The sequence below is a fragment of the Prochlorococcus sp. MIT 1307 genome, from assembly GCF_034092395.1.
Classification (GTDB): Bacteria; Cyanobacteriota; Cyanobacteriia; order PCC-6307; family Cyanobiaceae; genus AG-363-K07.
Genome location: NZ_CP139301.1, coordinates 950,219 through 975,952, shown reverse-complemented (window position 1 = coordinate 975,952; position 25,734 = coordinate 950,219). Strand labels below are relative to the sequence as shown.

Sequence of the window (25,734 nt, the reverse complement as noted above, 5' to 3'; positions counted from 1 at the left end):
TCAGCCAGACTGTTGAGAAATTGATTAGTTGGGAACTATCCATGGTTGCAAGCGGATCAGCCGCTCCTCAAGACACCTCAAGGCCGACTGAAAGAGTGGATCAGGGAATGGCTAATAGAGCCTTCCCATTGGCGGCAATTACAGGGCATGGAACTTTGAAGTTGGCGTTGATGCTGGCAGCCGTGGATCCAGGTCTGGGCGGGGTGATTATTGCTGGTGGACGCGGCACAGGTAAATCAATCTTGGCTAGGGGGTTACATGCTTTGTTGCCACCAATAGAGATCTTGGATTTGGATTATGAAGAGCAATCGCCTACAAACTTGCCTCACCTTCGTCCTGTTGGATTGAACCTTGATCCAAAACTCCCTCAAGAATGGGATGAAGGAACAAAACAAATAATTGCACAAAAATTTCAAGGTCAGGAGCAATGGGCAGATGAGGACCTGCCGACAAAAGTTGTTCCTTCGCCTTTTGTTCAGGTACCTCTTGGAATTACAGAAGATCGGCTTGTTGGGGCAGTAGATGTCACTGCCTCTTTGGCCAGCGGATCGCCAGTTTTCCAACCAGGGCTCTTGGCTGAAGCGCATCGAGGCGTTCTCTATGTTGATGAGCTGAACCTTTTGGATGATGGGATAATTAATTTGATGCTTGCTGGAGTAGGGGCTGGAGAGAATCGTGTTGAGCGAGAGGGCTTAAGTCTGAGTCACCCATGTCGGCCACTCCTTATTGCTACATATAACCCTGAGGAAGGTGCAGTTCGTGATCATTTGCTTGATCGGTTTGCAATTGTCCTTTCTGCTAACCAGATAGTTACTAATGAGCAAAGGGTCGAAATAACTCAGGCGGCATTAGCTCATGGTCAGGGCAGTGAAAGCTTTGCAAAAACTTGGTCTGAAGATACTGATGCACTGGCAACTCAGTTGTTGTTGGCTAGGCAATGGCTGCCTGATGTAGAAATCACTCAAGATCAGATTACCTATCTAGTCACTGAAGCTATTCGCGGAGATGTAGAAGGGCATCGATCAGAGCTTTATGCGGTTCGCGTCGCAAAGGCACATGCTGCTTTAAGTGGGAGAGATCAAGTTGATGCCGAGGACTTGCAAGTTGCAGTTCGCCTTGTTATTGCACCTCGTGCGTTGCAATTGCCTCCACAGGATGAACAAATGGAGCCTCCTCCTCCTGAAGAACAGCAACCACCTCAGGATCAAAGTCAAGATGATTCTTTGGATGAAGAAGATACTGATCAAGATGAAGAGGATGAAGAGGATACTCCCGATCAGGAGGCATCACCGCCCATCCCGGAAGAGTTCATGCTTGATCCTGAAGCTTGTGCTATCGATCCAGACCTATTGCTTTTTTCTGCGGCCAAGTCCAAAAGTGGCAACAGTGGCAGTCGCTCTGCGGTGATGAGCGACAGCCGTGGTCGTTATGTTAAACCTGTCCTTCCCCGTGGCCCTGTTCGCCGAATAGCCGTAGACGCTACTTTGAGAGCTGCTGCTCCTTACCAGAAAGCAAGACGTGCTCGACAGCCAGAGCGTAAAGTTATTGTTGAGGAAGGAGACCTGAGAGCGAAGCTTTTGCAAAGGAAGGCAGGAGCTTTAGTGATATTTTTGGTGGATGCAAGTGGCTCTATGGCACTCAATCGCATGCAGAGTGCGAAAGGTGCAGTTATTAGACTTCTTACAGAGGCTTATGAAAATAGAGACGAAGTTTCGTTAATTCCTTTTAGAGGAGATCAGGCTGATGTTTTATTGCCTCCAACCCGCTCGATTACTGCAGCCAAAAGAAGATTAGAGACGATGCCATGTGGCGGAGGTTCCCCTCTGGCACATGGCTTAACCCAAGCAGCACGTGTAGGAGCTAATGCATTAGCTACTGGAGACCTTGGTCAAGTTGTCGTTGTTGCGATTACTGATGGCCGTGGAAATGTACCTTTAGGTAAATCATTAGGCCAGCCTGAACTTGAGGGAGAAGAGCCAGTGGATTTAAAACAAGAAGTACTTGATGTGTCAGCGCGGTATAGGAGTCTTGGGATTAAGCTTCTTGTTATAGACACTGAAAGAAAGTTTATTGGCAGTGGGATGGGTAAAGAGTTGGCAGAAGCCGCAGGAGGGAAATATGTGCAACTCCCTAAGGCTAGCGATCAAGCAATAGCAGCAATTGCAATGGATGCTATTGGAACAGTTAATTAATTTGATATTTTCTGGGAAACAATTAATTAGAGCTTGATGGGTAAACTTCATTAAAGAATTTCCCAAGTCCAATAGTTACACTTCTGAGTGCATTCATCAATTCATCATCATCCATTAGTTTATTTACCTCAGTCCCCATAGTATCAATCTTTTTTGACAAAGATCTAGCATTGCTTGCTGTTTCCTTTATGTCATTCAGTGTTTCAGGATCATCTATAGCGGCTAATATGTTATTTATATGCGCGCTGGCTTCAGAAAGTTCGGTTATAATGGGCTGTGCTCTTTTGACTTCTTTTTTTGTTTGAATTATGAGACTTTCTAGTTCTTTTTGTGTCTTGTCAAATTGATTGGTCGAATCGACTAGGTTTTGAATAATATCTTTTTGGGAAGCTTTTCTGACTATACGCTCAAGCTCTGTAGTAAGTGTTGAAATGCTTGTTAAAGGCTCACCCTTTATTAGATCGTCTTTGCAAAGTATTTGTGAATTAAAGCAATTCTCATCTCCAGGCAAAGTATTATTTATTCCAAGTAATTTTCCACTACTTATTAAAGCAACTTGCACGTCGCCACCTAATAAAGAGTTTTTGACAACTCTTGCTATCACAGGAGTAGGTAAATAAAGATCTGGTTTGTCGATTTTTATTGTTGCTTGAACTGCTTCTGGCCTTACTTCTATTGCTCCAACTTCTCCAACAAGTATCCCTCTATATGTAACGGGTGAACGTTCGGAGAGTCCACTTGCATCTGAGAAGTTTGCTTTTATTTGCCAAGAATTGGCTCCCAACTTAATCCCTCTAAGCCAAAGCATTATCCCTCCAAACGCAATGATCCCTCCTACTATTGATAATCCGACAATGGCATCCCGAACACTGCGTCTCATGGCATTCAATGATCTGCAGGTTGCATTGGTCCTTGAAGACTACCTGTACGAAACTGATTTACATAGGGATTTTTACTTTCTCTGAATTCTTCGATTGATCCTGCCCATTGGAACTTCCCTCCATAAAGCATCAAAACCTTTGCTGCGGTTCGTTCAACAGTACTAAGAACATGGCTTACAACTATTGAACAGCCACCTGCAATGGTTGTTGTTTTTACTATTAAATCTTCGATCCTCGTACATGCTATTGGATCTAGTCCTGCTGTTGGCTCGTCATACAAAAGAAGAGGCATGGCATCTTTTTTTTTGTAAGGTTCACTGATTAAAGCTCTAGCAAAACTAACGCGTTTTTGCATGCCTCCACTTAGTTGTCCTGGAAATTTATCTGCAATGTCGTAAAGGCCTACTTCTTCTAGGGAGGTTGCTACAAGTTTACGAATATTTTCTTTTGGAAGTTTCGCTTTTCTTTTGAGAAGAAAACCTACATTTTCTTCGACTGTTAAAGAACCTAAAAGAGCAGGATTCTGAAAAACTAATCGAACATCTGGAGGTTGTAACTGATCCAGTCTGAGGTAATTTTGTCTTTTCCCAAATAACTGAAGCTCACCTGTTGTTGGCAAAATCAATCCAGCTAAAAGTTTGAGAATTGTTGATTTACCACAACCTGAAGGCCCCACTATTGCAAGACGCTCCCCAGGTTTCATTGCTAAGTGCAATCCATTAAGCACTTGGATATTTCCCCACTGCATTGTTAGGTCTTGCATCTTGACCACTGTTGTGGGTTGAGCCACGAGAAAACCTAAAAGCGCATTGATTTATCTCATATTGCCTTGTCTGTTCAATTTTGGAAGGACACTTAGAGTTCTGAAGGCTGACTTAGATCTAGCTCTACACCGCATTTGACTTCACGGAACCAATCTTCTTATCAACGTCGCTATAAAAGGCGCATTGCTTTGAGGCGGCCTAGAAGATCTAAAAGACGATCGCATCCAAAGGGTATAGCAATGCGAACTGTTAGAGCAGTTCGCTGGTTATTGCCAGGGTTAGTGGTTAAGCGATGGATGTTGACCTCGGGTCTGGGTTTGCTCTTAGCACTTTTGGGAGCTGCAATTTGGGCTGATTTGACCCCAATTTATTGGAGTATTGAAACTCTTTTTTGGTTTTTAACTGCGATTACTACATTCTTGCCAAGGAGTATCACTGGCCCTTTGGTTTTTATTTTGGGTGGTGGGCTTTTGTTGTGGGGGCAGAGTCGTAGCTTTGGTTCGATTCAGCAGGCACTAGCCCCCTCCAAGGACACAGCTTTAGTAGATGCACTTAGGGCTAAGAGCAAATTAAATCGAGGCCCCAATATTGTTGCTATTGGAGGTGGGACAGGTCTTGCGAGTTTGCTAAGTGGCTTGAAGAGCTATAGCAGCCGAATAACAGCGATTGTCACTGTTGCAGATGATGGAGGAAGCAGTGGAGTCCTGCGCCGTGAATTAGGCGTACAACCTCCTGGCGACATACGTAATTGTTTAGCAGCTCTTTCAACAGAGGCCCCTCTTTTAACTCGGTTATTTCAATACCGTTTTTCTTCGGGGAGTGGATTAGAAGGGCATAGTTTTGGGAATCTATTTCTTTCCGCTTTAACTGCTATTACAGGGAATTTAGAGGCGGCTATTACTGCTTCTAGCAGAGTGCTTGCGGTGCAGGGGCAAGTTGTACCAGCTACGAACGTTGATGTAAAGCTATGGGCTGAATTAGAAAATGGTCAGAAAATAGAAGGTGAATCTGCGATCGGCAATGCTCCAAGTCCGATTTTGAGAATTGGTTGTTATCCAGAAAAACCTACGGCTCTACCGCGTGGCCTAGAAGCAATAGCTAATGCTGATCTCATCTTGCTTGGCCCAGGGAGTCTGTATACGTCTCTTTTGCCAAATCTGCTTGTACCAGAATTAGTGGATGCAATTCAAAGCAGTAATGCCCCAAAATTGTATATATGCAATTTGATGACCCAACCAGGTGAGACTGATGGTCTTGATGTAAGTGGGCATGTCAGAGCAATAGAAGCTCAACTAGCAAGTTCTGGAATTAGTAAGAGGATTTTTAATTCAATTCTCGCTCAAGATGAAATCGAGCCTTCTCCATTAGTGGACTATTACAAGGCAAGAGGTGCCCAGCCTGTTACATGTGACAAAAGAGCTCTGAAATTACAGGGGTATAAGGTTATACAAGCTCCCCTGCAGGGTCGCCGTCAAACGCCTACATTACGCCATGACTCAAGGAGTCTTGCCTTGGCAATTATGCGCTTTTATAGGAGTTACAAAAAGGATATTTAATATGCATCTTGCATTTCATAAAAGTCAGGTTGAACGTAGTCCTTTCTCAGAGGCCAGCCTTTCCAGTCTTCTGGCATAAGCAATCTTTTGGGGTGCGGGTGATCATCGAAATTAATCCCGAACATGTCATATGTTTCTCTTTCTTGCCAGTCAGCACCATGGAATAGACCGTAAAGACTTGGAACACTTAGGTCTCCAGAGCGAGGTAAGAAAACTTTGATGCGAACTTCTTGAACATTTGAGTTCGATGAATCATTCGTTGATAGAAAGTTCTGTATTGAAATTAGATGATAAAAACTGACAAGGTTTAATCCTGGACCTTCGTCGTATCCCCCTTGACATTGTAAATAATCGAACCCGTAGCTTTTTAAGGCAGTTGCAATTTCACGAAGATGAATAGGTTCAACACTTATTGTTTCAATTCCAAGGTGATCATTGTCAAGAATAGTGTGGTCAAATCCCTTGGAGCTGAGCCATTTACTCACTAGGCCTGGCTGAAGTGCCTTTTCAGCAGAGATTTCTTGGCTATCGTTTTCTTGTGATGGAGCAGGTGAATTTGGAGGTGTTTCCTCGCTCATGATTCGTTCTTGTTGTTTGATTTTAGGATTGCTTGATCTTTGACGAGATCTTCTTGCTCCAGCTTTATACCAACTCCTGATGGCAGTGCTTTTTTTTGCGTTTCCGCATTCAAGTACTTGCCGGTAATAAGAGGCTCTACTCTCTTCATTTGATGACTAATAGTGTAGTAACGATGTGTCTGACTGATTTTATTTCGTTCGGCTACTGATTCATTTCCCACTTTTTTACGTAGCTTAATTACTGCATCAAAGATTGCTTCTGGCCTTGGAGGACAACCAGGCAGATAGAGATCTACAGGAATTAGTTTGTCTACTCCTCGAACAGCTGTTGTGGAGTCTGCGCTAAACATTCCACCGGTAATTGTGCATGCGCCCATTGCAATTACATATTTGGGCTCAGGCATTTGTTCGTAAAGCCTTACCAGTGCTGGAGCCATTTTCATTGTGACTGTACCTGCCACTATTAAAAGATCTGCCTGCCGGGGAGAACTTCTTGGTACTAATCCGAACCTATCAAAGTCGAATCGTGATCCAATCAATGCAGCAAATTCTATAAAACAGCAAGCTGTCCCATATAACAAAGGCCATAAACTACTTAGTCGCGCCCAATTATGAAGGTCATCCAGACTGGTCAAAATGATGTTCTCACTTAGCTCACTGGTAACCGTTGGGGCCCCAACGGGTCCACATGTGGCCGAGCGTAAGTCTCGTACTGCTTTGATAGAAGGGCTTTCAGTCACTGAATCAACTCCATTCAAGTGCTCCTTTTCTCCATGCATAGGCTAGTGCAACTACAAGAATGGCAATAAAAATAAGTGCTTCTATAAAAGCCAATAAACCTAGACGATTGAAAGCTACTGCCCATGGATAGAGAAATACGGTCTCCACATCAAAAATCACAAAGACAAGAGCAAACATGTAATAACGGATATTGAATTGAATCCATGCGCCTCCGATGGGTTCCATTCCAGATTCATATGTCAGCTCTCGCTCCCCTTCTCTGCTGCTAGGAGAAAGTAGTTTGTTGGTAATTAAAGCGAGTGCTGGGACAGCCGATGCGAGCAAAAGAAACCCTAGGAAAGCGTCGTAGCCAGGTAGTGAAAACATAGATATTTGCTACTCAATTGATACTGGCTATTTGAATGATAAGTCCCATATTCGCTGAAAAGTGTCAGCCTAGATAGAGTTGTCTTGAATTGGAGAGCATCGTGAGCGATGAAATCAAAAAAACAGAAGATATTGGCGAAGTAAGTAAGTTGGATCTTGAGGCTGTTGAAACAATGTCTTCATTAGCCTCAGAAGGGGCATCAGAATCAATCCCTGAGAACACCTCTCATCGATTTGAGTGCCGCAAGTGTGGCTATGTTTATGACCCTGCCGATGGTGTAAAAAAGTTTGGTATTGCGAGTGGAACAGCATTCATGGATTTGGATCAGGGCAATTTTCGTTGCCCTGTATGCCGTTCAGGAGTTGAGGTCTTTAGAGATATTGGCCCCAAGGAATCACCTAGTGGATTTGAGGAAAATTTAAATTATGGTTTTGGAATTAATAATCTCACTTCAGGGCAGAAGAATGTCTTGATTTTTGGAGGCCTGGCCTTTGCCGTCGCTTGCTTCTTGTCTTTGTACTCCTTGCATTGAACCTAATCAATTCCTCTATGAACCGTTTTCTTTCGACCTTGATCAATTGGGTCCTTATCTTGGGCATAGGCCTAAGTTTGGGTGGCTGTGTCTCAACTCGCTTGTCAGTTGCGAGTGCAAGTCCTTGGCAAGTCGTTGAGATCAATACAGATGCCAACCCTCTGGATATTAGTTTTGTTGATCAAAATCATGGTTTTTTGATTGGAACGAACCGTTTAATTCGTGAAACTAATGATGGAGGTAAAAGTTGGGACAAGAGAAGCCTTGATATTCCTAGTGAAGAGAATTTTCGTTTGATTAGTATTGATTTCTTTGGTGATGAGGGATGGATTGCTGGTCAGCCAGGCCTAGTACTGCATAGTCGAGATGCTGGGCAAACTTGGACTCGTTTGGCACTAGGTAACAAATTGCCTGGGGAGCCTTATCTAATTAAAACTCTTGCGACAGATTCCGCAGAACTAGCTACTACAGCAGGAGCGGTTTATGTCACGACAGACGGAGGACAGAATTGGGAGGGGAAAATAGAAGAAGCTTCAGGTGGTATTAGAGATATAAGGAGAGGTAGTAATGGTGAATATGTAAGTGTTAGTAGTTTGGGAAATTTTTATGCGACTTTGGATCCTGGCCAAAGCTCCTGGCAGCCACATCAAAGAGCTAGCAGTAAGAGAGTCCAAACAATGGGATATAAGCCAGATGGATCACTGTGGATGATTTCAAGAGGTGCTGAGATTCGTTTTGCTGATTATTTTGAGGCTCAGGAAGATAGTTGGGGTAAACCAATAATTCCTATAGTTAATGGCTACAACTATTTGGACTTGGCTTGGGACCCAAAAGGGACAATTTGGGCAGCGGGTGGTAATGGAACACTCTTATTTAGTAAAGATGGAGGAGATTCTTGGGAATCTGATCCTGTGGGAGATGTGCAACCTTCTAATTTGCTTCGAATTTTGTTTAATGCCAGTGATGAGCAGGAAAAAATCAGTGGCTTTGTACTGGGAGAAAGAGGAACTTTGCTCCGTTGGGCTGGATAAGCCTGCTTAAAAAATAAATTTGCACAACGCTCTGTAACCAAGCCTGCAAGGCATCCACATAGATACGTCAGAGCCTTGATAAGATCTATGGGCTGATACGCATGAGGTTATGGCTGCCGGCTCTACGGGGGAACGCCCGTTTTTTGAGATCCTTACCGACATCAAGTTTTGGGTTATCCAAATTGTAACCCTGCCAGCTATCTTCATATCTGGGTTCTTGTTTGTGTCTACAGGTCTTGCCTATGACACTTTCGGGACTCCAAGACCTGATGCATATTTCCAGGGTTCAGAGACAAAGGCTCCAGTTGTGAGCCAACGCTATGAATCCAAGTCCCAACTAGACCTGCGTCTGCAATAAGACATGACACAATCTGCTCCTCTTCAATCTGATCGCGTCTACCCGATTTTTACGGTTAGATTCTTTGCTGTGCACGCCTTGGGCGTTCCCACGGTGTTTTTCCTAGGTGCAATTGCTGCCATGCAGTTCATCCGTCGCTGATTGATCACTTTCTACTAGCAATGCAAGTCAATCCAAATCCCAACAATTTGCCCGTTGAGTTGAATCGCACAAGTCTTTATTTAGGACTTTTGCTTACCTTCGTCATGGGAATTTTGTTTTCCAGCTATTTCTTTAACTGAACCTTAGGAATCATGAGCACCAAACTTAAGGGCCCTGACGGTCGAATACCTGATCGACTTCCAGATGGACGTCCAGCAGTTTCTTGGGAACGCCGTTGGACAGAAGGATCTCTGCCTCTTTGGCTTGTAGCCTCTGCAGGTGGAATAGCGGTATTCTTTGTTCTTGGTATTTTCTTTTATGGTTCCTACACCGGTGTAGGGAATGCTGGAGGCTTATAAATTTAGGGATTTGAATTAAGGAGTTCCTTCGCTATTAAAGGTTGAAGTGCTTAAATCGAACTTCCATTTAATGGAAGTTCGATTTTTCTTTTGGAAAGATAATTTTTTTATTGGTTACTGAAATGGCCCCAGTAAGGCCTTGTTAATAAATCAAGCTTCTTACGAGTTTCATTTGGCACCCTCTCTTTGGCTGTCATTAGTCCATCTTTGAGTGCATGATGTGCTGTGCTTTTTGGCCTAGTTGTTGAAATCTTTGCAGCTGTTGCACGAACAATTTTTGAGGCCAAGCTCGCATTAGCCCGAAGGTTGTTCATTACCATTTCTACTGAAACAGTTTCTTCACTTTCATGCCAGCAGTCATAGTCGGTGGCCATCGAAAGAGATGCATAGGCAATTTCAGCTTCTCTCGCCAATCTTGCTTCAGTATGGTTTGTCATCCCAATTACTGAGCAGCCCCAGCTTTTGTATAAGTTTGATTCGGCGCGAGTTGAGAATGCAGGGCCTTCCATGGCTAAATAGATGCCACCTTTATGCATTTGTCTTCCTTCAGGCATCAGCCTTCCTCCTTCTTCCGCTAGCAACCTTGCAAGATTGGGGCAAAACGGATCTGCCATGGTTACATGAGCAACAGCGCCATCAGAGAAGAAAGATAGAGGCCTTTGATGGGTTCGATCGATAAATTGGTCAGGTACGACCATGTCTTGGGGTCTTATTTGTTCTTGCAGTGAGCCAACCGCTGATGGTGCTAATAACCAACTAACACCTAGTGATTTGAGTGCCCAGATGTTTGCCCTATAAGGAATATCTGTCGGTGTAATTGTGTGATGTCTGCCATGCCGAGCAAGAAAAACCACCTCCATCCCACCTAATTCCCCTAAACGTAATGTGTCAGATGGTGCACCAAAGGGAGTTTTAATGTTCAACTCTTGTACATTTTCGAGCCCGTCTATGTTGTAAAGGCCACTCCCTCCCAATATGCCAAGACGCGCATCTTTGAGAAGAGTAATTTTAGAAAGCTGCAATTAGGTTTTCTCAATCCTTTTCATCTTAGCTTCTTTGAAATAAATATAGTTTGAACATAACTTTAAGTTTTTGTGTTTACTTAGTCTTAAACCTTGCCTTTTGCTAAGGAGTTTTGACTGGAAATTTTAAATAGTTAATTTATCAATAGCAAAGAGAATATCCTCATTAGATAACTCAATCAAGTTTATGGTAGTAAAATTGTCAGAATTAGTTTATTGCCTTTACAAACTGTTCACTCTATTGCCCTCAAAATAATGCTTGATGATCATCTTGTTTTAGCGGGAGGAGGACATACCCATGCTTTGATACTTCGCAGATGGTGCATGGATCCTAGCCTTAGACCTAAAGGTTTGATCACTTTGATTAGTCGAAAAAGCACCACAATGTACTCAGGAATGCTTCCAGGTTTAATTGCAGGATATTATTCACTAAATGAAGTTTTGATTAATCTAAGAACCTTGTCGGAGAAAGCTAAGGTCGTGCTCGTAATAGATGAAATTAGAGGTTTAAATGTGATTGATAATTGTATCTTCTTGCAAGATCGCCCTCCAATATATTTTCAACGACTGAGTTTAGATATTGGTTCTGAAGCCTGCGAGGATAAAGAACATGTTCAAAAGACAGGCATAGATTTAGGGATACCAATTAAGCCTTTAACTGCAGCAATGCAATGGATTGAAAACCAAGAGAAAGATACTCTTGATTTTGATAAAAAGCCATTGACGGTAGTTGGATCAGGCCTTTCGGCCTTGGAGGTTGTTTTAGCGCTTCGTAGTCGTTGGAGTAATCGCTTTTTGAGATTGCAAGCAGATATGTGTAAATTAAGTCCCACATTTAAAAAGGCGCTTGATAAGGCCAAGATTGACCTGATACCTAGGAGGGCTTCAATCTCAGGCCACGTATTGTTTTGCACTGGAAGTAAAGCACCTAATTGGCTTAAAAAAAGTAATCTTGAAGTTGACTCTGATGGCAGAGTTTTTACGACTAATACATTTCAAGTAATTAATTACCCATATATTTTTGCGGTAGGTGATTGTGGTGTCATCAAAAAGCAGTATCGACCTGCTTCAGGCGTTTGGGCGGTACGTGCTGCTGAGCCTTTAGCAAGGAATCTTGAGAGATTTAGTAAAAACTTGGAGCCTTCTGGTTGGTTGCCTCAAAAAAGAGCTCTTCAGTTGATTGGTGGTGGGGGGTATCAATCTAAAAAGCCTGTAGCTTGGGCTTCGTGGGGACATTTCTTAATTGGCCCTCACCATTTGCTATGGAAATGGAAGGAGAAAATTGACAGAAAGTTTATGGCGAAGCTTGACGTTGAATTTGGTATGGATTCATCAGAAAATTCAATTGATTCAGATATGGGTTGTCGTGGTTGTGCAGCGAAACTGCCTTCAAAACCTCTAAAAGAAGCTTTGGATCAGGCAAATCTTTCAGCTTTGAGTGCTAATCCAGAGGATTCTGTTTTTATTGCATCGCTACAAGGAGGGAAAGGTCTTGTGCAAAGTGTAGATGGATTCCCTGCTCTGATAAGTGATCCCTGGCTTAATGGGCGATTAACAGCTTTGCATGCATGCTCTGATCTTTGGGCAACCGGTGCGTGCGTTTCTTCTGCGCAGGCTGTAATTACACTTCCCAATGTATCTGACAAAATTCAGAAGGAATTATTAGCTCAGAGTTTGTCTGGTATTAATTCAGCATTAGAAATCCAAGGCGCAAAACTTGTTGGGGGTCATACTGTTGAGGATAGAAGTGATGCTCCTGAACCAATCAGTCTTGGAATTCAAATAGCTTTATGTGTCAATGGATTAGTTTCTAGTGGAATCGACCCGTGGACTAAAGGAGGCTTTTGCGAAGGAGATGCGCTAATGCTGAGTCGAGGCTTAGGTTCTGGCGTTCTATTTGCTGCAGCTAGAGCTGGCAAAGTTTGCTCTCAAGACTTGGACGCAGCAATCAATGAGCTTGCGACTAGCCAACACATTCTTGTGGAGGCACTACTTAAAGCTCAAGAGAGGAATCATTCAAATCCAATTGTGCATGCTTGTACTGACATTACAGGTTTTGGATTGTTGGGCCATTTGGAAGAGATGCTTTTTGCTAGCAATTCTAAACGCATTAAATTAGGTCAATCTCTACTACGAATTCAATTAGAGGCTGAATTAATTCCTTCATTAAAGGGCGCATTAAGTTTGCTTAGGGATGGTTATGCGAGCACACTCGCCCCAGCGAACCGCAGAGCATGGAGCCTTCTCGATAAGAGGGATGGATCACCTGCATTTGTTGAATTATCTTTAGGGAAAGGCCTCTATGCGGGATGTCAAGAATATGAGACAATCATGGAGCTTATAGTTGACCCTCAGACCTGCGGACCATTATTGATAGCTTGCCCAAACGAAGACGCAATAAGATTAGAGAATGAAGCTCCATGGATCAAGATTGGCAATGTTTTATCTATATAAATGGTCGTTTATATATTGCTTTAAATAATTAATCGCAGTCTTTCTAATTTATTAACTTATCTAGCTCTTCGCTCCTTAGTTTTTTTAGTTCTTTTCCTAATAAGGGTCCTGCTTCCCATCCTTTCTGAATCAGCTCTTTAGCAGAAATTGGCGACTTAATGAATCGCCAACAATTTAACCATTTATAAAACGGACGCCAAATAGGACCACCATTGCATATTGAAAGAGCTATAGCATCACAGTGCCAATTATTACTTTCAATTTCATGACTCCATATAGAAGGTGTCCATGATAAATACTCTTTTCTCTCAAGAAGATCACAAAGGAACTTTTGAATTTCTAGACTTTGAATAAGTATTTGTTGTTGATGTTGAGGTAATTGCAACCTTGCTGCCACAACACCAGGGTTTCTTGAGCCGGCTAGAAATGCAGTTAGTAGATCTACTCCGAGCTCTGAAGCCTTTTTTAATCTGTTCCCCCAACCCTTGTCTGCTTGGAGTCCGCTTTCAAGTAATACTAGGCCTCCCCAACTTTGTAGATTCTCTAATGCTTCTGCCCATAACTCTTCATGAAACAAGAGTTCCATTTCTAGGCGAAGCCTCGTCGCTAGAGCTGGAGGAGCAAGATTCGGAGAATCACCTTGCTTCCACTTCCAAGGCCAATGTAAAAGAGTTGATTTAATTTGTTTATGAGCTTCAGGTGCTAAATCGAATAGCAGTCTTGCAGAATAGCGAGCGGCTCGAATTATTCTGGTTGGGTCTTCCTCAACGCTTTTCGAGTGAAGAAACCGAAGTTCTCGATTAGCGAGAGAAGCTTGCCCCCCATAGGGATCGATTAGTCGCATATTTGATAACTCTAGTGCCATAGCATTAACTGTGAAATCTCGGCGCTGAAGATCTTTTTCAATGCTGCCAGGGGTGACTTGAGGGTTTTGCCCTGGCGATTTATATTTTTCTATTCGTGCAGTTGCGAAGTCGAATGGGTACCCATCTATTTTTATCTCCGCGGTGTCATAATCGGGATAAATCCGCAATCCAGATAATCTCCTAGGCTCTAATTCATCCTTTAAGGCTTCTGCTAATTGAGTTGCAGATCCTTCTACTACTAGGTCTAAATCTTTTGGGGTTTGTAAAGGTTGTTCCTTAATTTGGTTAAGTAATTCATCTCGAACTGCGCCGCCAACGATTGCAACAGAATTGATTCCTGCTGTATTGGCTGCTTTTAGAATTTCATCTAAAGGCAAGTTTTTGAGCAAGCTTGGCCATTCAAGATGAGACTTGCTGCTCTCAGTGGGCTCCATTCTTAAAAACTAGCTCCTTTTGTTTCAATATCAATTTCTGAAGAATTGGTTCTGCATCTATTCGCATTCGTGCAGTTCGATTGGTGCGAGACGTGGGTCAAGAATTTTTGGACCTAAACCATCAAACTTCACTGCGATTGAAATTTTCTCACCTTCGCCAAATATATGGCTGATTGTCCCTAACCCAAAGCTTTTGTGGATTACCTTGTCTCCGATAGACCAATTCTTTCCTGCTGAAGGCCCTGGGTGTTTTCTCCTAACAGCATTTTTTGGAATGTTGTTAGGCTCCAGAGCCTTGTTTTGGATGTAATTTCGGTCAATTCTTGTTTGCCTCTCAAGGTTTCTTTCCCGCCTCAATGAGGTACCTCCACTTAATGGGACATCACCTTGAATTAGCTCTTCAGGAATTTCAGAAAGGAATATAGATGGTAAAGCAGCTTCTCTCATGCCGCCCCAAACTCTGCGCTCTGTTGCATGAGTAAGAAAGAGTCTTTCTTTAGCTCTTGTCAGTCCTACATAACACAATCTTCTTTCTTCTTCTAATGAGGCTGGATCATCAAGAGAACGATAACTAGGAAATAATCCTTGTTCCATTCCAACTAAGCAAACAATTGGGAATTCCAAACCTTTGCTGCTGTGAAGTGTCATGAGTGTGACTCGATCAATTTGAGTATCTTTGTTGTCTGCATCGCTTGCTAGAGCGGCTGATGCAAGAAAGCCCTCAAGGTCAGCGGCCTCATTTTCCTCTTGATATTGCAATGCTGCATTTACAAGTTCTTGGAGATTTCGTCTGCGTTCTTCTGCCTCATCAGTTCCTTCAGCAATAAGCCCACTGATATAACCACTTTTCTCCATGACTAGTTGTATTAATTCTGAGATAGAAGAACTAACTAAGTGACTATTTAAGAAATTAATGAGTTCACAGAATTCCAAAAGACCTTTTGAAGATCTTCCGCCTAAAGAACGTACGGCTTCAGCATCAGATACCACCTCCCAAAGAGGAATGCTCAATTGATTAGCTGCATCTGTAAGTCGTTGAATAGTTGTTTTGCCAATACCCCTTTTAGGTACATTCATTACCCGAAGAAGACTCACATTATCTGCTGGATTAATTAAAAGTCGAAGGTAAGCCAAAATATCTTTTATTTCTCTTCGGTCATAAAAGCGAAGCCCTCCAACAACAACATATGGAATACCCCAACGAACTAAAGACTCTTCGATTGCTCTTGATTGTGCATTAGTTCTATAGAGAACTGCCATATCGCCCCAACGCACTTCAGGGTTTGCAGCATTAATCATCCTTAGTCGATGAACTATTGCTTCTGCTTCTGCAATCTCATCGTCACATTTAGTGAGTTTGATTAGTTCACCTTCGGCTCTTGTTGCTCGTAATACTTTCTCTATACGTTCCGTGTTGTGAGAAATCAATGAATTTGCAGCTTCTAGGATGTTAGATGTTGATCGATAGTTCTCTTCAAGCTTGACCATTGTCGAGGTTGTCGTATCTAGAGACTTATCACCAAAATCCGCTTGAAACCCCATCAGAATTCTGAAGTCAGCAGCTCTGAAGCTATAGATGCTTTGGTCAGCATCCCCAACAACAAATATTGATCGATCCTTCCAATTTTTAAATGAAGATGGCTCATTCCCATTGGTCACTAAAAGCTTGATTAATTCATATTGAATTTGATTAGTATCTTGATATTCATCAACTAATATATGACGGAATCTTTGATGCCAATAATCTCGAACATCTACATTTTGCTTGAGTAGTTGCACAGGTAAAAGAAGAAGGTCATCAAAATCCAAAGCATTATTTGCCGCTAGAGAGTTTCTATAGAGCTTATAAGCTTTTGCTGTAAGTTCGTCTATTCTCCCTTGCGCCTTTTCTGCTAAATGATGTGGTAAGAAACCTTGATTTTTAGCCCTACTTATAGACCATCTGATTTTTTTTGGGTCAAAGCGTTTGGGATCAAGTTGCATTTCCTGAGTGACTATTTCTTTGATCAGGTTTTTGGCATCTGTTTCGTCATAAATAGAGAATTGTCTGGTCCATCTAAGACCTTCAGCACCCGTAAATTTCTCTATATCAAACCTTAGTAATCTTGCAAATAGAGCATGAAAAGTCCCAATCCAAAGTTCTTTAGTTATTTCTGTATAGATGCGTTGACGTAATTGACGTTGTTCGATCGTAGGAAGTGTGCTCCAGGGTTGGCCAAATTGAGCATTGGCTAATTTTTTTGCTAAGAGTAATTCTAATCTCTCTTTCATTTCTCGAGCGGCCTTATTGGTAAAAGTAACCGCAAGGATTTCGGCTGGATCTACACCATGGTGCCCGATTAAATGTGCTATTCGATGTGTGAGTGCTCTGGTTTTTCCACTCCCAGCACCTGCAACTACTAAAAGGGGGCCAACATGATGATCAACTGCTTGCCGTTGGGCATCATTCAGTCCTTCAAGGAATTCAAAGCTAGGCTCATTCATCTTGATCGAAAAAAATTATTTTGTTTGTTATAAATTGATGGGTATTGCTTTGATTGATTATTCTTGGGTTTGATTTAGTTTCTTGTCACGCTGTTCTACAAGATTAATTATTACTTGTTTTATATTGCTTAACTCTGAATTTTTATTTAGAGTTGTAGTTATCTTGGCTTGTGGCATTTGCAGCTTCTTTGTAATACTTATTACTTCTTCCTGGAGCCTATCATGATAGTTGGAAAGTAATTTAATTGATTCATTAAGCTCATGAATGCTCGGTTCTGTCATTGATCTAGTTATTTTCAAGATTGACTTAACTTATTAATCTAGCTTTCCTTATAGAAGTTTGCTTTTTTTTAAAGCAAATAAATTGAATTGATAATTAAGAGCCCTTGTGAAACTCTATTTCACTGGTTTGTGATAGTTCTGCCCTCTATTCAGAACAAGGCTTTCACGATAATCTTCGGTTAAGAACCGTTGCGGACTAATCTATTAATAACTTTCTACGGAAAGCTAAGAAGTAGGTTGGTAGATGGTGCTTTTCCTTATGGATCCAAAGCACTTACTCACATATCTGACTCGGTTGTTCCGACCTCCCAATGCTAGACGCATTCTCCCGTGCTGTTGTTAGCGCTGATGCCAAAGGCGCCCCAATTGGGACAGAGGATTTGGCTGCTCTCCGCAAGTATGTTGCTGACGCGAATAAGCGTATTGATGCGACTCTTGCTATTACGCAAAATGTTTCTTGCATAGCAGCAGATGCAGTTTCAGGGATGGTTTGTGAAAACACTGGCATGACTCAGCCAGGAGGTAACTGCTATCCAACTAGGCGAATGGCAGCTTGTCTAAGAGATGGAGAAATCATTCTCAGGTATGTCAGCTATGCACTTCTTGCAGGTGATGCTTCTGTACTTGATGATCGCTGTCTCAATGGGTTAAAGGAGACTTACCTTGCTTTGGGTGTGCCACTCTCAAATGCAATACGTTCTGTAGAAATCATGAAGGTTGCCACAGTCGCAATCATGACTGAAACAAATACGGGACGTAAAATGTTTGAGGGACTTAACTCAGGTTCAGGTGCTCAATGTAAGGAAATTGCTTCTGAAGCGGCTTCCTACTTTGATCGAGTGATCAATTCTCTTAGTTAGTTGATTAATTCGATCATGTTGATTCTTGCCAATTATTCTTCCTTTAGAGGAAGTGGAAAATGAAATCTGCAGTCACAACAGTGCTCTCCGTAGCTGATGCAGCTGGACGCTTCCCTAGCATGAGTGACATTGAGGCCGTAAAGGGCTCTTTGGATCGTGCAGCCGCTCGAATGGAAGCTGCTGAAAAGTTAGCTGCTGGGATTGATAAAGTCACAGCAGATGCCATAGATGCTGTTTATGGAAGGGGTTCTTACGAGCAGGCAAATAAAGATAAATGTGCTCGAGATATTCATCATTATCTGCGCTTGATTAATTACTGCTTAGTTACTGGCGGTACAGGCCCTTTAGATGAATGGGGGATAGCTGGTATGCGAGAGGTCATCAGAATACAAGTTTTGCCGACAGCTGCTTACATAGAGGCTTTTACACATATTCGAGATAGAGTTTGTGTTCCAAGAGACATGAGTCAACAAGCAGCTACTGAATTTAAAGGGTTACTAGATTACTTGATAAATGCATTAGCCTAAGAAGATTAAGTTGATGTTCCGATATTATTTCCTATTGGCATCAATAACTAATAGATTTTCAATGGATATAATCAATATTTAAATTACACAAATATATTTAGTCAAAAGGCGTATTCTAATTTCCTATTTAATTTCTTGTTACGTGAGCACTTACTCTTCAAAGAGGAACAAGCCTTCTTTAGATGATTTATTTGAAGACTTGGCTCACCCTAACCCCAATATTAATAAGAGAGCTTATGTTGATATGGCTACTTATTGGCCAAAGGCTTCAATTGAAAGGCTAATTGGCAATTTAAATACAAAAGACGTAGAGCTTAGGAGGAAGTCAGTTAAGGCCTTGGGGGGCTTTGGTGATATTGCTTTGTTGCCTGTTGTTCGGATTTTCTTTTCTAGTGAGGATATTTCAGTTCGGACAAGTTGCTTAAAAGTTTTTGTCAAAATAGCTGCGATTGAAACATATAAATCAATCCCTGAACCTTTGATAAAGGTGATAGACCTTTCAATAAAAGATGATAACCCTCAAATTAATTTGTCAGTTGTTTCACTTCTAAGGCAGTTAGGCAAGCAAGGTTTGCCTAAACTTATTGAGATTGCTAAACAAGAAAATGTTTTACTCGCTAAAGCTTCGGTTACTGCAATTGGAGAGATAGACGATCCTTCTTCAGTAGATTGCTTGAAGGCTTTGTCGGCGAATTCATCAATAGATAAGCTTGTCCAAGAAAGCGCTATTTATTCATTAGACTCTTATATTAAATATCTATACCCTAAGAATAACTAATTGATATTTATTAGTCTAGCCTTTGCTTAAATTATTGATTACTAACTTTAGGACTGGAGAGACTTCAGCATCTTTTTCAGTTCGATAAATCTTCTTTAGTTCATTGATTGCATCACTTGCCTTTAGCTTCATCAAGGACAATGCCGCATTTTTTCTAACACCAGGATTTGGGTCTGCAAGCCTTTTTATTAGTAAAGGTCTTGCCCAGAGTGGATCATCAAGCTTTCCCATCAAAGTTGTAGCAGCTGCTCTCACTTCAATTGCAGGATCTTCTAAAGCATTTACGACTAAATTTTTTGCCGATTTATCTCCTAATAATTGAATTTGTTCTCCAAGTGCTGAGATCGCCGCAGCTTTTACAACTGCATTTTTAGATTGTGCAGCTTTTCGAAGGGCTTTCGGCGCTTCTGCTCCAATAAATGAGAGCCCCCAGGAAGCTAGACCGCATTGAGTTGTGGTGCTATTTGAGTTAACCAGCACTGCCAGTAAATATTCGACAGCACTTTCACCAAATATTGCCATTGCGGCAACAGATGAGCCTTGTACAACAGGGTCTTTATCATTTATTAGTGCTAGTAGAAGGTCTGGGAGAGCACTTGGGTCTCCTACTAATTTGAGAGCTTTTGCCGCTGCTCGTCGCACGGTGACGTTGGAATGTTGAATTAGAGCTTTACGCAGTGCTGGAACAGTTGATTTACCTATAGCCCCAAGACTTTCAGCAAATGTTCGTCTTAGCAGCCCTCTACGATCGCCAAGGCCTGCAATTATTAGTTGTATTCTTTTTTCATCTGCTGTTGGGATGCTGCCTCTTTGAAGTTCTGACTTGAGCTCATCAGCTAGCTTCGAAGCTTCATCTTCTCCAAGAACTATTTCCTCTGACGATTGTTGGAAGTGAGTTTTTTTTGACAATTTAATAGGAGCAGGCTTTTATCAGTTGTCTAAAACCTAGATAAGAGTCTGGCTAAGGTAAATAGAATACTGATAATTTAAAACAACTATAAAAGAGTTTTTGCTTATTTTTTACTTCCAATATTAATAGTACAAAAATTATTTTCCATATGTTTTATTTATGCGCTATAATATGATTAATTTAGATCAGTTATATTTCTGATAAGCTGACTATTTCTTCAAAGAGTGAAAAAAAATCCTTTTGATAACCTTCCAATATTGAGCAAAGAAGAGGCCTTCAATATTCTCTCTAAGCGCACTGATGAACTTACACGATCTAGTGATTACTATAAAGCAGCCTTTCATTTGTTTAAGTATCCAGGCCCTGATACCCAAAAAGTACTTTTAAAATTAGTTGAATCTGAATCTGAAGCGCATTGTGTTGTTATTGCCAGAAGAAAAGCTATTGAGGTTTTAGCTCGTCACAAGTGTGTAAGTGCAATCCCTGCTATTGGTCGATGCTTGAAGAGTCCTGATCCATACCTAGTCGAGAATGCTGCTTGGGCCTTGCAAGAACTTGATTGTAATGATTCTGGCTTGATTCAATTAATGGCAGATTTGCTTGATGATTCAAAGCAGAATAGAAGAGTCTTAATTCAGGCTCTCGGAAATTTAGGTGCAGTTTCACAATTACCACGCATAGAACTTTTCTTAAAAGGCTCTTGTGTATCGCCTGGAATTCTAGGAGCTTCTATAGCAGCAGTTAAAAGATTATCTGGAGCATCTAATCAAGTTGAAGAACTGATTAAACTCTTATCTTTGCCAAATCAGAATGATAGACAATGTGCTGTTAATGACATCATTGATTTTGGAGATATTCAGTTATTGCCATATATTTTAAAAACCCCAGTTGCTCCTTCATTTAGAGTTCGAGCTGTGAACCTTCTTTGGCCAAAGAATATTGAAAACACTAATGGAATTGATTTACTGAATACAATTGACTCCTTGATTTTGGATGACCCTAATTATTTCGACCTTCCCAATAATTGTGAAATATTTTACGATGAAGAGCTTCTTGTATTGGAACTCCTAAATACTGACTATAAAAGGTCATACCTTGCTTTAAAAGTACTTTTACAAAAAGATCCTAATAACCTGTGGCCAATTTTATCCAGACATATAAGTAGAATGAAAAGGGACTATGGTGCTCTTTACTTTTTAATGATTCTTTTCAGGTCCCTTAAAGGATGGAACCATCTTGCCCTCATAGAAATTAAAGAAATTACATTGTTTTGTCTGGGACAGAATTGGCCTGACTTTATGAAATTCAAGCCAGCTGCAATATTAACCTTGGCAAAATTATTCCCATCTATTGCTGTAAAACACACTGTAAGTTGGTTGGATGCGTCAATTACGCCTTTTTGGGTGTCACGTTATGCAGCCCTGATGGCAATTCAAAAATATCCTGTGACAGGAATAGACCAAAAGATCAAAGATCAAATATTAATAAGTAGGAACGATAGTAATCGATTTATCAAGCTAAAAGCCGAAGAGATTAGTAGTAAGTATTCTTCTGAAAATTTATCTTTAGGATGAATAAGTCACTAAAATCTTCATAATTCTAGCCATTGATCAACAAAGAGATTTTTGAAGTTTTGGATTTTTTTGAATTTTAAATAGCCATGTTCAGCACCCCAGATCTTCTTATTTGTATTAAGGTCAAACCCTTCATCTAAGCTTAGCCATTTATCTTTTCTTAATTCAATATTGCTAACTAGATAGGACATTCTGTCTCCTTTCTGAATTAGACACCTTTGCCCAGGCTCAACCTTTCCTAAATAAATATCTGAACTGACTTGAGTGAAATGCATGGCACAACCATCTCTTTTACGAAAAGAATTTTCTCGTATGTCTTTTAGTAGATCTGGCATAAAGCCACTACCAGCAAACTTTTCAGGCGAATTTAGTGAATAGTTTTCAACTATAAAAATATTATCTATACTTAGAATTTGATGTATGCCTTGCCTATAAGGTGACCAAGGTGCGTAGTCATAGCTTTGTTCCGAGTAGAACCATGCTCCTTGTAAAATTGACCACTCTATTGGTAAAAAGTAAATATTAATATGAGCAAAATCCCTGGGATTTTTTTGAGCTTGCTCAACATTTGAATACTTGCCTGAGAGGTTTTCGGCGAATTGCAGCAGTGGACTTTTAGTTCTTATCATCTTTACTTTTTTATTGATTCTTTAAGGCTTGAGATGCTTGATTTCTGAGGCAAAGGAAGTTTGCAATATCCCTGATGTTTTTGTTGTGTAGACCACCGATGACCGACAGCGGACATTCTCTGAGAGGTGCCAGATACGTTCTTCAGTAGTCGTTTTCTCGTATTTACTCTTTAGCTTGAATGTACCATCACTTAAGAAGCAGTATGTTGATATTAATGGAATAGCCTCTGTATAACCAATACTTCTTATAAGCAAACCACTAGATTTTGTTTTTGGGATTGGAATCAATATGCTAGAGCCTGAGCTATTCTCTTTACTAATCTCTTTAGACCAGTCACTTTCTGCTTCCCATTGAATCAAGAATGGTGTTGTGTACTTTGCTCTATTTTCAGGACTTGAGCTTAGTAGATCTATAACTCTTGGGTCATTGCCTCCTAATATTTTGACTGTGATGGTACTGAGGATTTGCTCGAATTGCTGAAAAGCAAGTGAGTGCCCACTCCTCATAGATCTCCATTCTCCTTCGCTTCGAGCAACAAACTGCTCAATTGTCATCAAAACTGTCCTTGGCTTCTTCACTATCTAGATTTGAAGTATTCTTATTTGCTTTTTGGATCATTCTGACCATTGAATCAACCATCATTGACATTGCAGTTGGAATCTCCTTGCCTGAGGGCGTTTTTGAAGATTGATCGCCAGGTCTTTCATCAGATGGTGGGTGAAGTATTGACATGAATTTGATCTGTTGTGATGGATAATTTAGATTGGTTAATCCAAGATATCTAACTTGGGAATGATTCATTGATTAGTACTGTGTCTGATTCTTTCTTCTTTGTTGATAGGTATTCAGCATGCTTGGGAAAAATAATTTCATATGGGCTTTTATTTGTTAAACTGTGAACTAATTGACTTACTCCACTTTTTTCGCTTGAAAGTGTTTTTCGCTTATGAAGTGCATTGTCGCTAGTCGCGAAACTTTGTGTTAGATAATAAGTATTAATGAAGCTTGATGTTCTGGCACCACTTGGTGAATTCCAGCAACGTTGATATGGAACAATAAATGGGCCAAAGGCTTCCTGATATTCAATTGAATCTATTAGCTTGTCAACATGGCTATCAAAGCCTTCTTCTGACATCACTTCTATACTTTCAATTACCTCTTGTTGGTGTAATGGTGGTCTGCCTAAGAGATGTTTAAAGTTTAGTTCAATGCACCTTTGTTGAGACACATTTTCCAAATAATGAGCTTTATAAAATTCTGACTTTGAAAGTAATCTGATGAACTCTCGAATAACTAGATCCCCATTCCTAAGCCTCCTTTCTAATTCTATTGGCCGCTCACTTTCCATCAGGTGGAAGTTACCAAAGACCTGGCGGTAAGAAGACTTAATAGCCAGGTTTAGTGATTCATCATCATTAGGTACATATTCATCATAAGTAAAGGAATCTCTTGCAGTTTTTGGGAATTTAGTTCGCATTGGAACTTGACCCTCTAAATATCTTTCACGCCTAAATGCTCTCATGACTTTATTGTCGCTAACCTTGTCTCCAATGCCAGGACTGGTTCTTGAATTGGTCATAAACAGTTCTTGCTGTCCTGGCATGCAACCTCCTTTGGAATGGAGGATATAACTAACTTGTGTACTCCCTGAAATTCTAGTTTTGTCATAGGTAATGGGTTGCTCTGTCAAGCTTTGGCCGCCGAAGGCAAGGGCATCAACTGGAATAGAAGACATTCAGAATCCTCTAGAGAGAAATTTAAATTGAACGATTTTGAAATTAATTCTATCTCAATAAACAAATTTAATTAAAGAGGATACAGTTTAATATGTTTTGTAATTTATTTATGCGTCTAATTCAGCCATCATAAAAGTCTCCATCTTTGTAGAAGTCTCTTCTCTAAAACGCTTAACACTTACCTTTTCAAGTACCAATATAGCAAGAACCATGACAATTATTTCTAACAAGAAAACAAATGCAAATGCCATGTATGTATTCTCTGGCGCCGTTATTGCTCTTCCGATATCTAGAAGACCTCCTCCGAATACTTTCCCCATTGCTCTAGACAGTGCTTGTGCCAGTCCCCAAACACCTACAAAAGTCCCTGCAACTTCTGGAAGTGTTAGATCTAACATTAGAGATAGCGCGCTATTAGTTGCCAAGCCAGCCGCAACGCCAAAGATCACTAGTACTCCATATAGTCCGTTTACAGTTTGAGTAGACCCACTAATAATTAGAAGTCCTAGAGAGACAATAATCATCCAACACCCAATCCTTGCCGTTGATAATTTTCCAAGGCGTGGAGTGACCCATAATCCACCAAGAAGTAGGCCAAATAGTGTCCCTCCTCCCCAAAATGCATTGAGAAGAGTCGTTTTTGAAATTGGTAAGTTAAAAACCTCTGCACCATAACTTTCCAGTATTGGATCTTGAAGGAAAAGTCCTAATGTGTAAAGAATTAGAAAGGTAAAAAAGATTATTATCTGAGGACTCGAAGTGATTAATGACCACGCTTCCTTTAGTCCTATCTCCTTTGTTTGCTTTGTCTTACCTGTACCTATCTTTTTGTTTTTTGGCTCTATCCCCCAGCAGGCAAATATTGAGATTGCTAAGACTATTGCACTCACCCGTATCATAAACTTCTGCAGTGCTGGTTCTAGTAACTCCACATCACTTACCCCATCTAATCCTTTAGTGGTAATTGCAATTGCAATTGCCCCAACTATTATTCCGATTGTGAGCATGCACCAAATAATCCCGATTGCTTTTGGTCGCTCTTGCTCATTAGTCAAATCAATGACAAGGGCGAGGTATGGAGTGGTAGCCATAGAAACGGCTAAGCCATAAAGAGAAAAAAGAATGCAGAGAGCTACTGAGCAAAGAGCAATAGGCATCAAACTCCCTTGCCTTAAAGCTTCTTCTGTAATGAAAATGAGAGGAATAGAGAGAACAGCCATCGAACAAAAACCAGCTGCACCAAGCCAAATGTAAGGAGTTCTCTTCCTGCCACGAATGGGCCAGCTGTCTGAGATGTTCCCAAAAAGAACTCTGGATGGAGCCATTAATTGCTCGAATGCCAACCCTCCGCCAACCAGGATTGCTGGAAATGCAAGTTCTGAAATCATTATTCGATTAAGCATTCCCGCAAAGATCACCGCCAGGCAACCTAAACAGGCCTGAAATAAGCTCAACCTAAGCAAGGTTAGGAGGGGTAATTTGTTATCGCGATTTAAAAGAAATCTCATTTTGATTGAGTTTTTTTCATTAGTGAGCTTGCTAGGGCCAATGTCGTTTTATTAGCCTGAAGGGGATGGAAATTAAGCCAAGCATCGATAGTATCAATATTATTACTTCTATAGTTCTTTCTTTATAGCCATGAGTATGCAGACTTCTTTTTTGAATAGTGGTTTACTA

The 25,734-nt window shown here is 40.9% G+C and carries 28 protein-coding genes; 13 read left to right on the top strand and 15 right to left on the bottom strand.

Features of this window, described 5'->3' with window-relative positions:
• Window positions 1-41 precede the first annotated feature (41 nt).
• Window positions 42-2,192 (top strand): magnesium chelatase ATPase subunit D, encoded by a 2,151-nt coding sequence (bchD, locus tag SOI82_RS05075; RefSeq protein ID WP_320668335.1) that lies wholly within the window; start codon window positions 42-44, stop codon window positions 2,190-2,192.
• 22 nt (window positions 2,193-2,214) lie between these two features.
• Here bchD and SOI82_RS05070 read toward each other — a convergent pair whose 3' ends face one another.
• Together SOI82_RS05070 and SOI82_RS05065 are read right to left on the bottom strand one after the other, a co-directional pair.
• Entirely contained in the window at window positions 2,215-3,072 is an 858-nt protein-coding gene (locus SOI82_RS05070; protein ID WP_320668274.1) for an MlaD family protein, read from the bottom strand.
• A gap of 5 nt (window positions 3,073-3,077) precedes the next feature.
• Window positions 3,078-3,821: an ABC transporter ATP-binding protein gene (locus SOI82_RS05065; protein WP_320668334.1), complete on the bottom strand. Its 744-nt coding sequence runs from the start codon at window positions 3,819-3,821 to the stop codon at window positions 3,078-3,080.
• Window positions 3,822-4,076: 255 nt separating this feature from the next.
• On the opposite strand from SOI82_RS05065, the gene SOI82_RS05060 reads away from it, so the two are divergent.
• Window positions 4,077-5,393: a gluconeogenesis factor YvcK family protein gene (locus SOI82_RS05060; RefSeq protein ID WP_320668333.1), complete on the top strand. Its 1,317-nt coding sequence runs from the start codon at window positions 4,077-4,079 to the stop codon at window positions 5,391-5,393.
• Here SOI82_RS05060 and SOI82_RS05055 read toward each other — a convergent pair.
• Genes SOI82_RS05055 through SOI82_RS05045 form a run of 3 tightly spaced genes read right to left on the bottom strand, consistent with a single transcriptional unit; the run spans window position 5,390 to window position 7,078 of the window.
• Complete coding sequence (locus SOI82_RS05055) at window positions 5,390-5,971, bottom strand: NAD(P)H-quinone oxidoreductase subunit J (RefSeq protein WP_320668273.1); 582 nt, start codon at window positions 5,969-5,971, stop codon at window positions 5,390-5,392. The genes SOI82_RS05060 and SOI82_RS05055 overlap by 4 nt on opposite strands.
• Entirely contained in the window at window positions 5,968-6,711 is a 744-nt protein-coding gene (locus SOI82_RS05050) for an NADH dehydrogenase subunit K (protein ID WP_320668272.1), read from the bottom strand. Before SOI82_RS05050 ends, SOI82_RS05055 begins: the two co-directional genes overlap by 4 nt.
• Before the next feature lie 4 nt (window positions 6,712-6,715).
• The gene (locus SOI82_RS05045; RefSeq protein WP_320668271.1) at window positions 6,716-7,078 is read right to left on the bottom strand and encodes an NAD(P)H-quinone oxidoreductase subunit 3; all 363 of its coding nucleotides are present in this window, start codon (window positions 7,076-7,078) and stop codon (window positions 6,716-6,718) included.
• Window positions 7,079-7,251: 173 nt separating this feature from the next.
• Between SOI82_RS05045 and SOI82_RS05040 the strand changes: the two genes are divergently transcribed.
• From SOI82_RS05040 to SOI82_RS05015, 6 genes are all read left to right on the top strand, one after another.
• Window positions 7,252-7,611, top strand: a complete 360-nt coding sequence (locus SOI82_RS05040; RefSeq protein WP_320668332.1) for a rubredoxin — start codon at window positions 7,252-7,254, stop codon at window positions 7,609-7,611.
• Window positions 7,612-7,628: 17 nt separating this feature from the next.
• Window positions 7,629-8,642 (top strand): photosynthesis system II assembly factor Ycf48, encoded by a 1,014-nt coding sequence (locus tag SOI82_RS05035; protein ID WP_320668270.1) that lies wholly within the window; start codon window positions 7,629-7,631, stop codon window positions 8,640-8,642.
• A 109-nt stretch (window positions 8,643-8,751) separates the two neighbouring features.
• A complete protein-coding gene (gene psbE, locus SOI82_RS05030; protein WP_320668269.1) occupies window positions 8,752-9,000 on the top strand; it encodes a cytochrome b559 subunit alpha in 249 nt (82 codons plus the stop codon).
• Window positions 9,001-9,003: 3 nt separating this feature from the next.
• Entirely contained in the window at window positions 9,004-9,141 is a 138-nt protein-coding gene (gene psbF, locus SOI82_RS05025) for a cytochrome b559 subunit beta (protein WP_320668268.1), read from the top strand.
• A 20-nt stretch (window positions 9,142-9,161) separates the two neighbouring features.
• Entirely contained in the window at window positions 9,162-9,281 is a 120-nt protein-coding gene (locus SOI82_RS05020; RefSeq protein WP_320668267.1) for a photosystem II reaction center protein L, read from the top strand.
• A 12-nt stretch (window positions 9,282-9,293) separates the two neighbouring features.
• Window positions 9,294-9,500: a photosystem II reaction center protein J gene (locus SOI82_RS05015; RefSeq protein WP_320668266.1), complete on the top strand. Its 207-nt coding sequence runs from the start codon at window positions 9,294-9,296 to the stop codon at window positions 9,498-9,500.
• Between the two features lie 107 nt (window positions 9,501-9,607).
• Here SOI82_RS05015 and mtnP read toward each other — a convergent pair whose 3' ends face one another.
• Complete coding sequence (gene mtnP / locus SOI82_RS05010) at window positions 9,608-10,522, bottom strand: S-methyl-5'-thioadenosine phosphorylase (RefSeq protein ID WP_320668265.1); 915 nt, start codon at window positions 10,520-10,522, stop codon at window positions 9,608-9,610.
• Between the two features lie 216 nt (window positions 10,523-10,738).
• Between mtnP and selD the strand changes: the two genes are divergently transcribed.
• On the top strand, window positions 10,739-12,976 hold the full coding sequence (gene selD, locus SOI82_RS05005; protein ID WP_320668264.1) for a selenide, water dikinase SelD: 2,238 nt from the start codon (window positions 10,739-10,741) through the stop codon (window positions 12,974-12,976).
• A gap of 43 nt (window positions 12,977-13,019) precedes the next feature.
• On the opposite strand, the gene SOI82_RS05000 is transcribed toward selD, so the two are convergent.
• The 3 genes from SOI82_RS05000 to SOI82_RS04990 are packed head-to-tail and all read right to left on the bottom strand — an operon-like array spanning window position 13,020 to window position 17,042.
• Window positions 13,020-14,276: a CCA tRNA nucleotidyltransferase gene (locus SOI82_RS05000; protein WP_320668263.1), complete on the bottom strand. Its 1,257-nt coding sequence runs from the start codon at window positions 14,274-14,276 to the stop codon at window positions 13,020-13,022.
• Window positions 14,277-14,333: 57 nt separating this feature from the next.
• On the bottom strand, window positions 14,334-16,760 hold the full coding sequence (locus SOI82_RS04995) for a UvrD-helicase domain-containing protein (RefSeq protein WP_320668262.1): 2,427 nt from the start codon (window positions 16,758-16,760) through the stop codon (window positions 14,334-14,336).
• A 57-nt stretch (window positions 16,761-16,817) separates the two neighbouring features.
• Window positions 16,818-17,042, bottom strand: coding sequence for a hypothetical protein (locus SOI82_RS04990; RefSeq protein WP_320668261.1), 225 nt, complete (start codon window positions 17,040-17,042; stop codon window positions 16,818-16,820).
• Between the two features lie 311 nt (window positions 17,043-17,353).
• Here SOI82_RS04990 and SOI82_RS04985 point away from each other — a divergent pair, with 311 nt between their 5' ends.
• The 3 genes from SOI82_RS04985 (at window position 17,354) to SOI82_RS04975 (ending at window position 19,207) form a co-directional block, all read left to right on the top strand.
• Entirely contained in the window at window positions 17,354-17,902 is a 549-nt protein-coding gene (locus SOI82_RS04985; RefSeq protein WP_320668260.1) for a bleomycin hydrolase, read from the top strand.
• Window positions 17,903-17,961: 59 nt separating this feature from the next.
• Window positions 17,962-18,429, top strand: coding sequence for a bleomycin hydrolase (locus SOI82_RS04980; protein WP_320668259.1), 468 nt, complete (start codon window positions 17,962-17,964; stop codon window positions 18,427-18,429).
• 142 nt (window positions 18,430-18,571) lie between these two features.
• Window positions 18,572-19,207 carry a HEAT repeat domain-containing protein gene (locus tag SOI82_RS04975; RefSeq protein WP_320668258.1) on the top strand — a complete coding sequence of 212 codons (636 nt, stop codon included), beginning with the start codon at window positions 18,572-18,574 and terminating at the stop codon, window positions 19,205-19,207.
• A 15-nt stretch (window positions 19,208-19,222) separates the two neighbouring features.
• On the opposite strand, the gene SOI82_RS04970 is transcribed toward SOI82_RS04975, so the two are convergent.
• The gene (locus SOI82_RS04970; RefSeq protein WP_320668257.1) at window positions 19,223-20,116 is read right to left on the bottom strand and encodes a HEAT repeat domain-containing protein; all 894 of its coding nucleotides are present in this window, start codon (window positions 20,114-20,116) and stop codon (window positions 19,223-19,225) included.
• Between the two features lie 225 nt (window positions 20,117-20,341).
• Here SOI82_RS04970 and SOI82_RS04965 point away from each other — a divergent pair, with 225 nt between their 5' ends.
• On the top strand, window positions 20,342-21,691 hold the full coding sequence (locus SOI82_RS04965; RefSeq protein ID WP_320668256.1) for a HEAT repeat domain-containing protein: 1,350 nt from the start codon (window positions 20,342-20,344) through the stop codon (window positions 21,689-21,691).
• A 17-nt stretch (window positions 21,692-21,708) separates the two neighbouring features.
• Here the strand turns inward: SOI82_RS04965 and SOI82_RS04960 are convergent, their stop codons facing one another.
• From SOI82_RS04960 to SOI82_RS04940, 5 genes are all read right to left on the bottom strand, one after another.
• Window positions 21,709-22,320, bottom strand: a complete 612-nt coding sequence (locus tag SOI82_RS04960; RefSeq protein ID WP_320668255.1) for a chromophore lyase CpcT/CpeT — start codon at window positions 22,318-22,320, stop codon at window positions 21,709-21,711.
• A 21-nt stretch (window positions 22,321-22,341) separates the two neighbouring features.
• Window positions 22,342-22,875 carry a phycobiliprotein lyase gene (locus SOI82_RS04955; protein WP_320668254.1) on the bottom strand — a complete coding sequence of 178 codons (534 nt, stop codon included), beginning with the start codon at window positions 22,873-22,875 and terminating at the stop codon, window positions 22,342-22,344.
• Window positions 22,865-23,053, bottom strand: a complete 189-nt coding sequence (locus tag SOI82_RS04950; RefSeq protein WP_320668253.1) for a hypothetical protein — start codon at window positions 23,051-23,053, stop codon at window positions 22,865-22,867. The genes SOI82_RS04955 and SOI82_RS04950 overlap by 11 nt, the downstream gene beginning before the upstream one ends.
• Before the next feature lie 49 nt (window positions 23,054-23,102).
• A complete protein-coding gene (locus tag SOI82_RS04945) occupies window positions 23,103-24,056 on the bottom strand; it encodes a phycobilisome rod-core linker polypeptide (protein WP_320668252.1) in 954 nt (317 codons plus the stop codon).
• A gap of 108 nt (window positions 24,057-24,164) precedes the next feature.
• Entirely contained in the window at window positions 24,165-25,565 is a 1,401-nt protein-coding gene (locus SOI82_RS04940) for a BCD family MFS transporter (protein ID WP_320668251.1), read from the bottom strand.
• Between the last annotated feature and the right edge of the window lie 169 nt (window positions 25,566-25,734).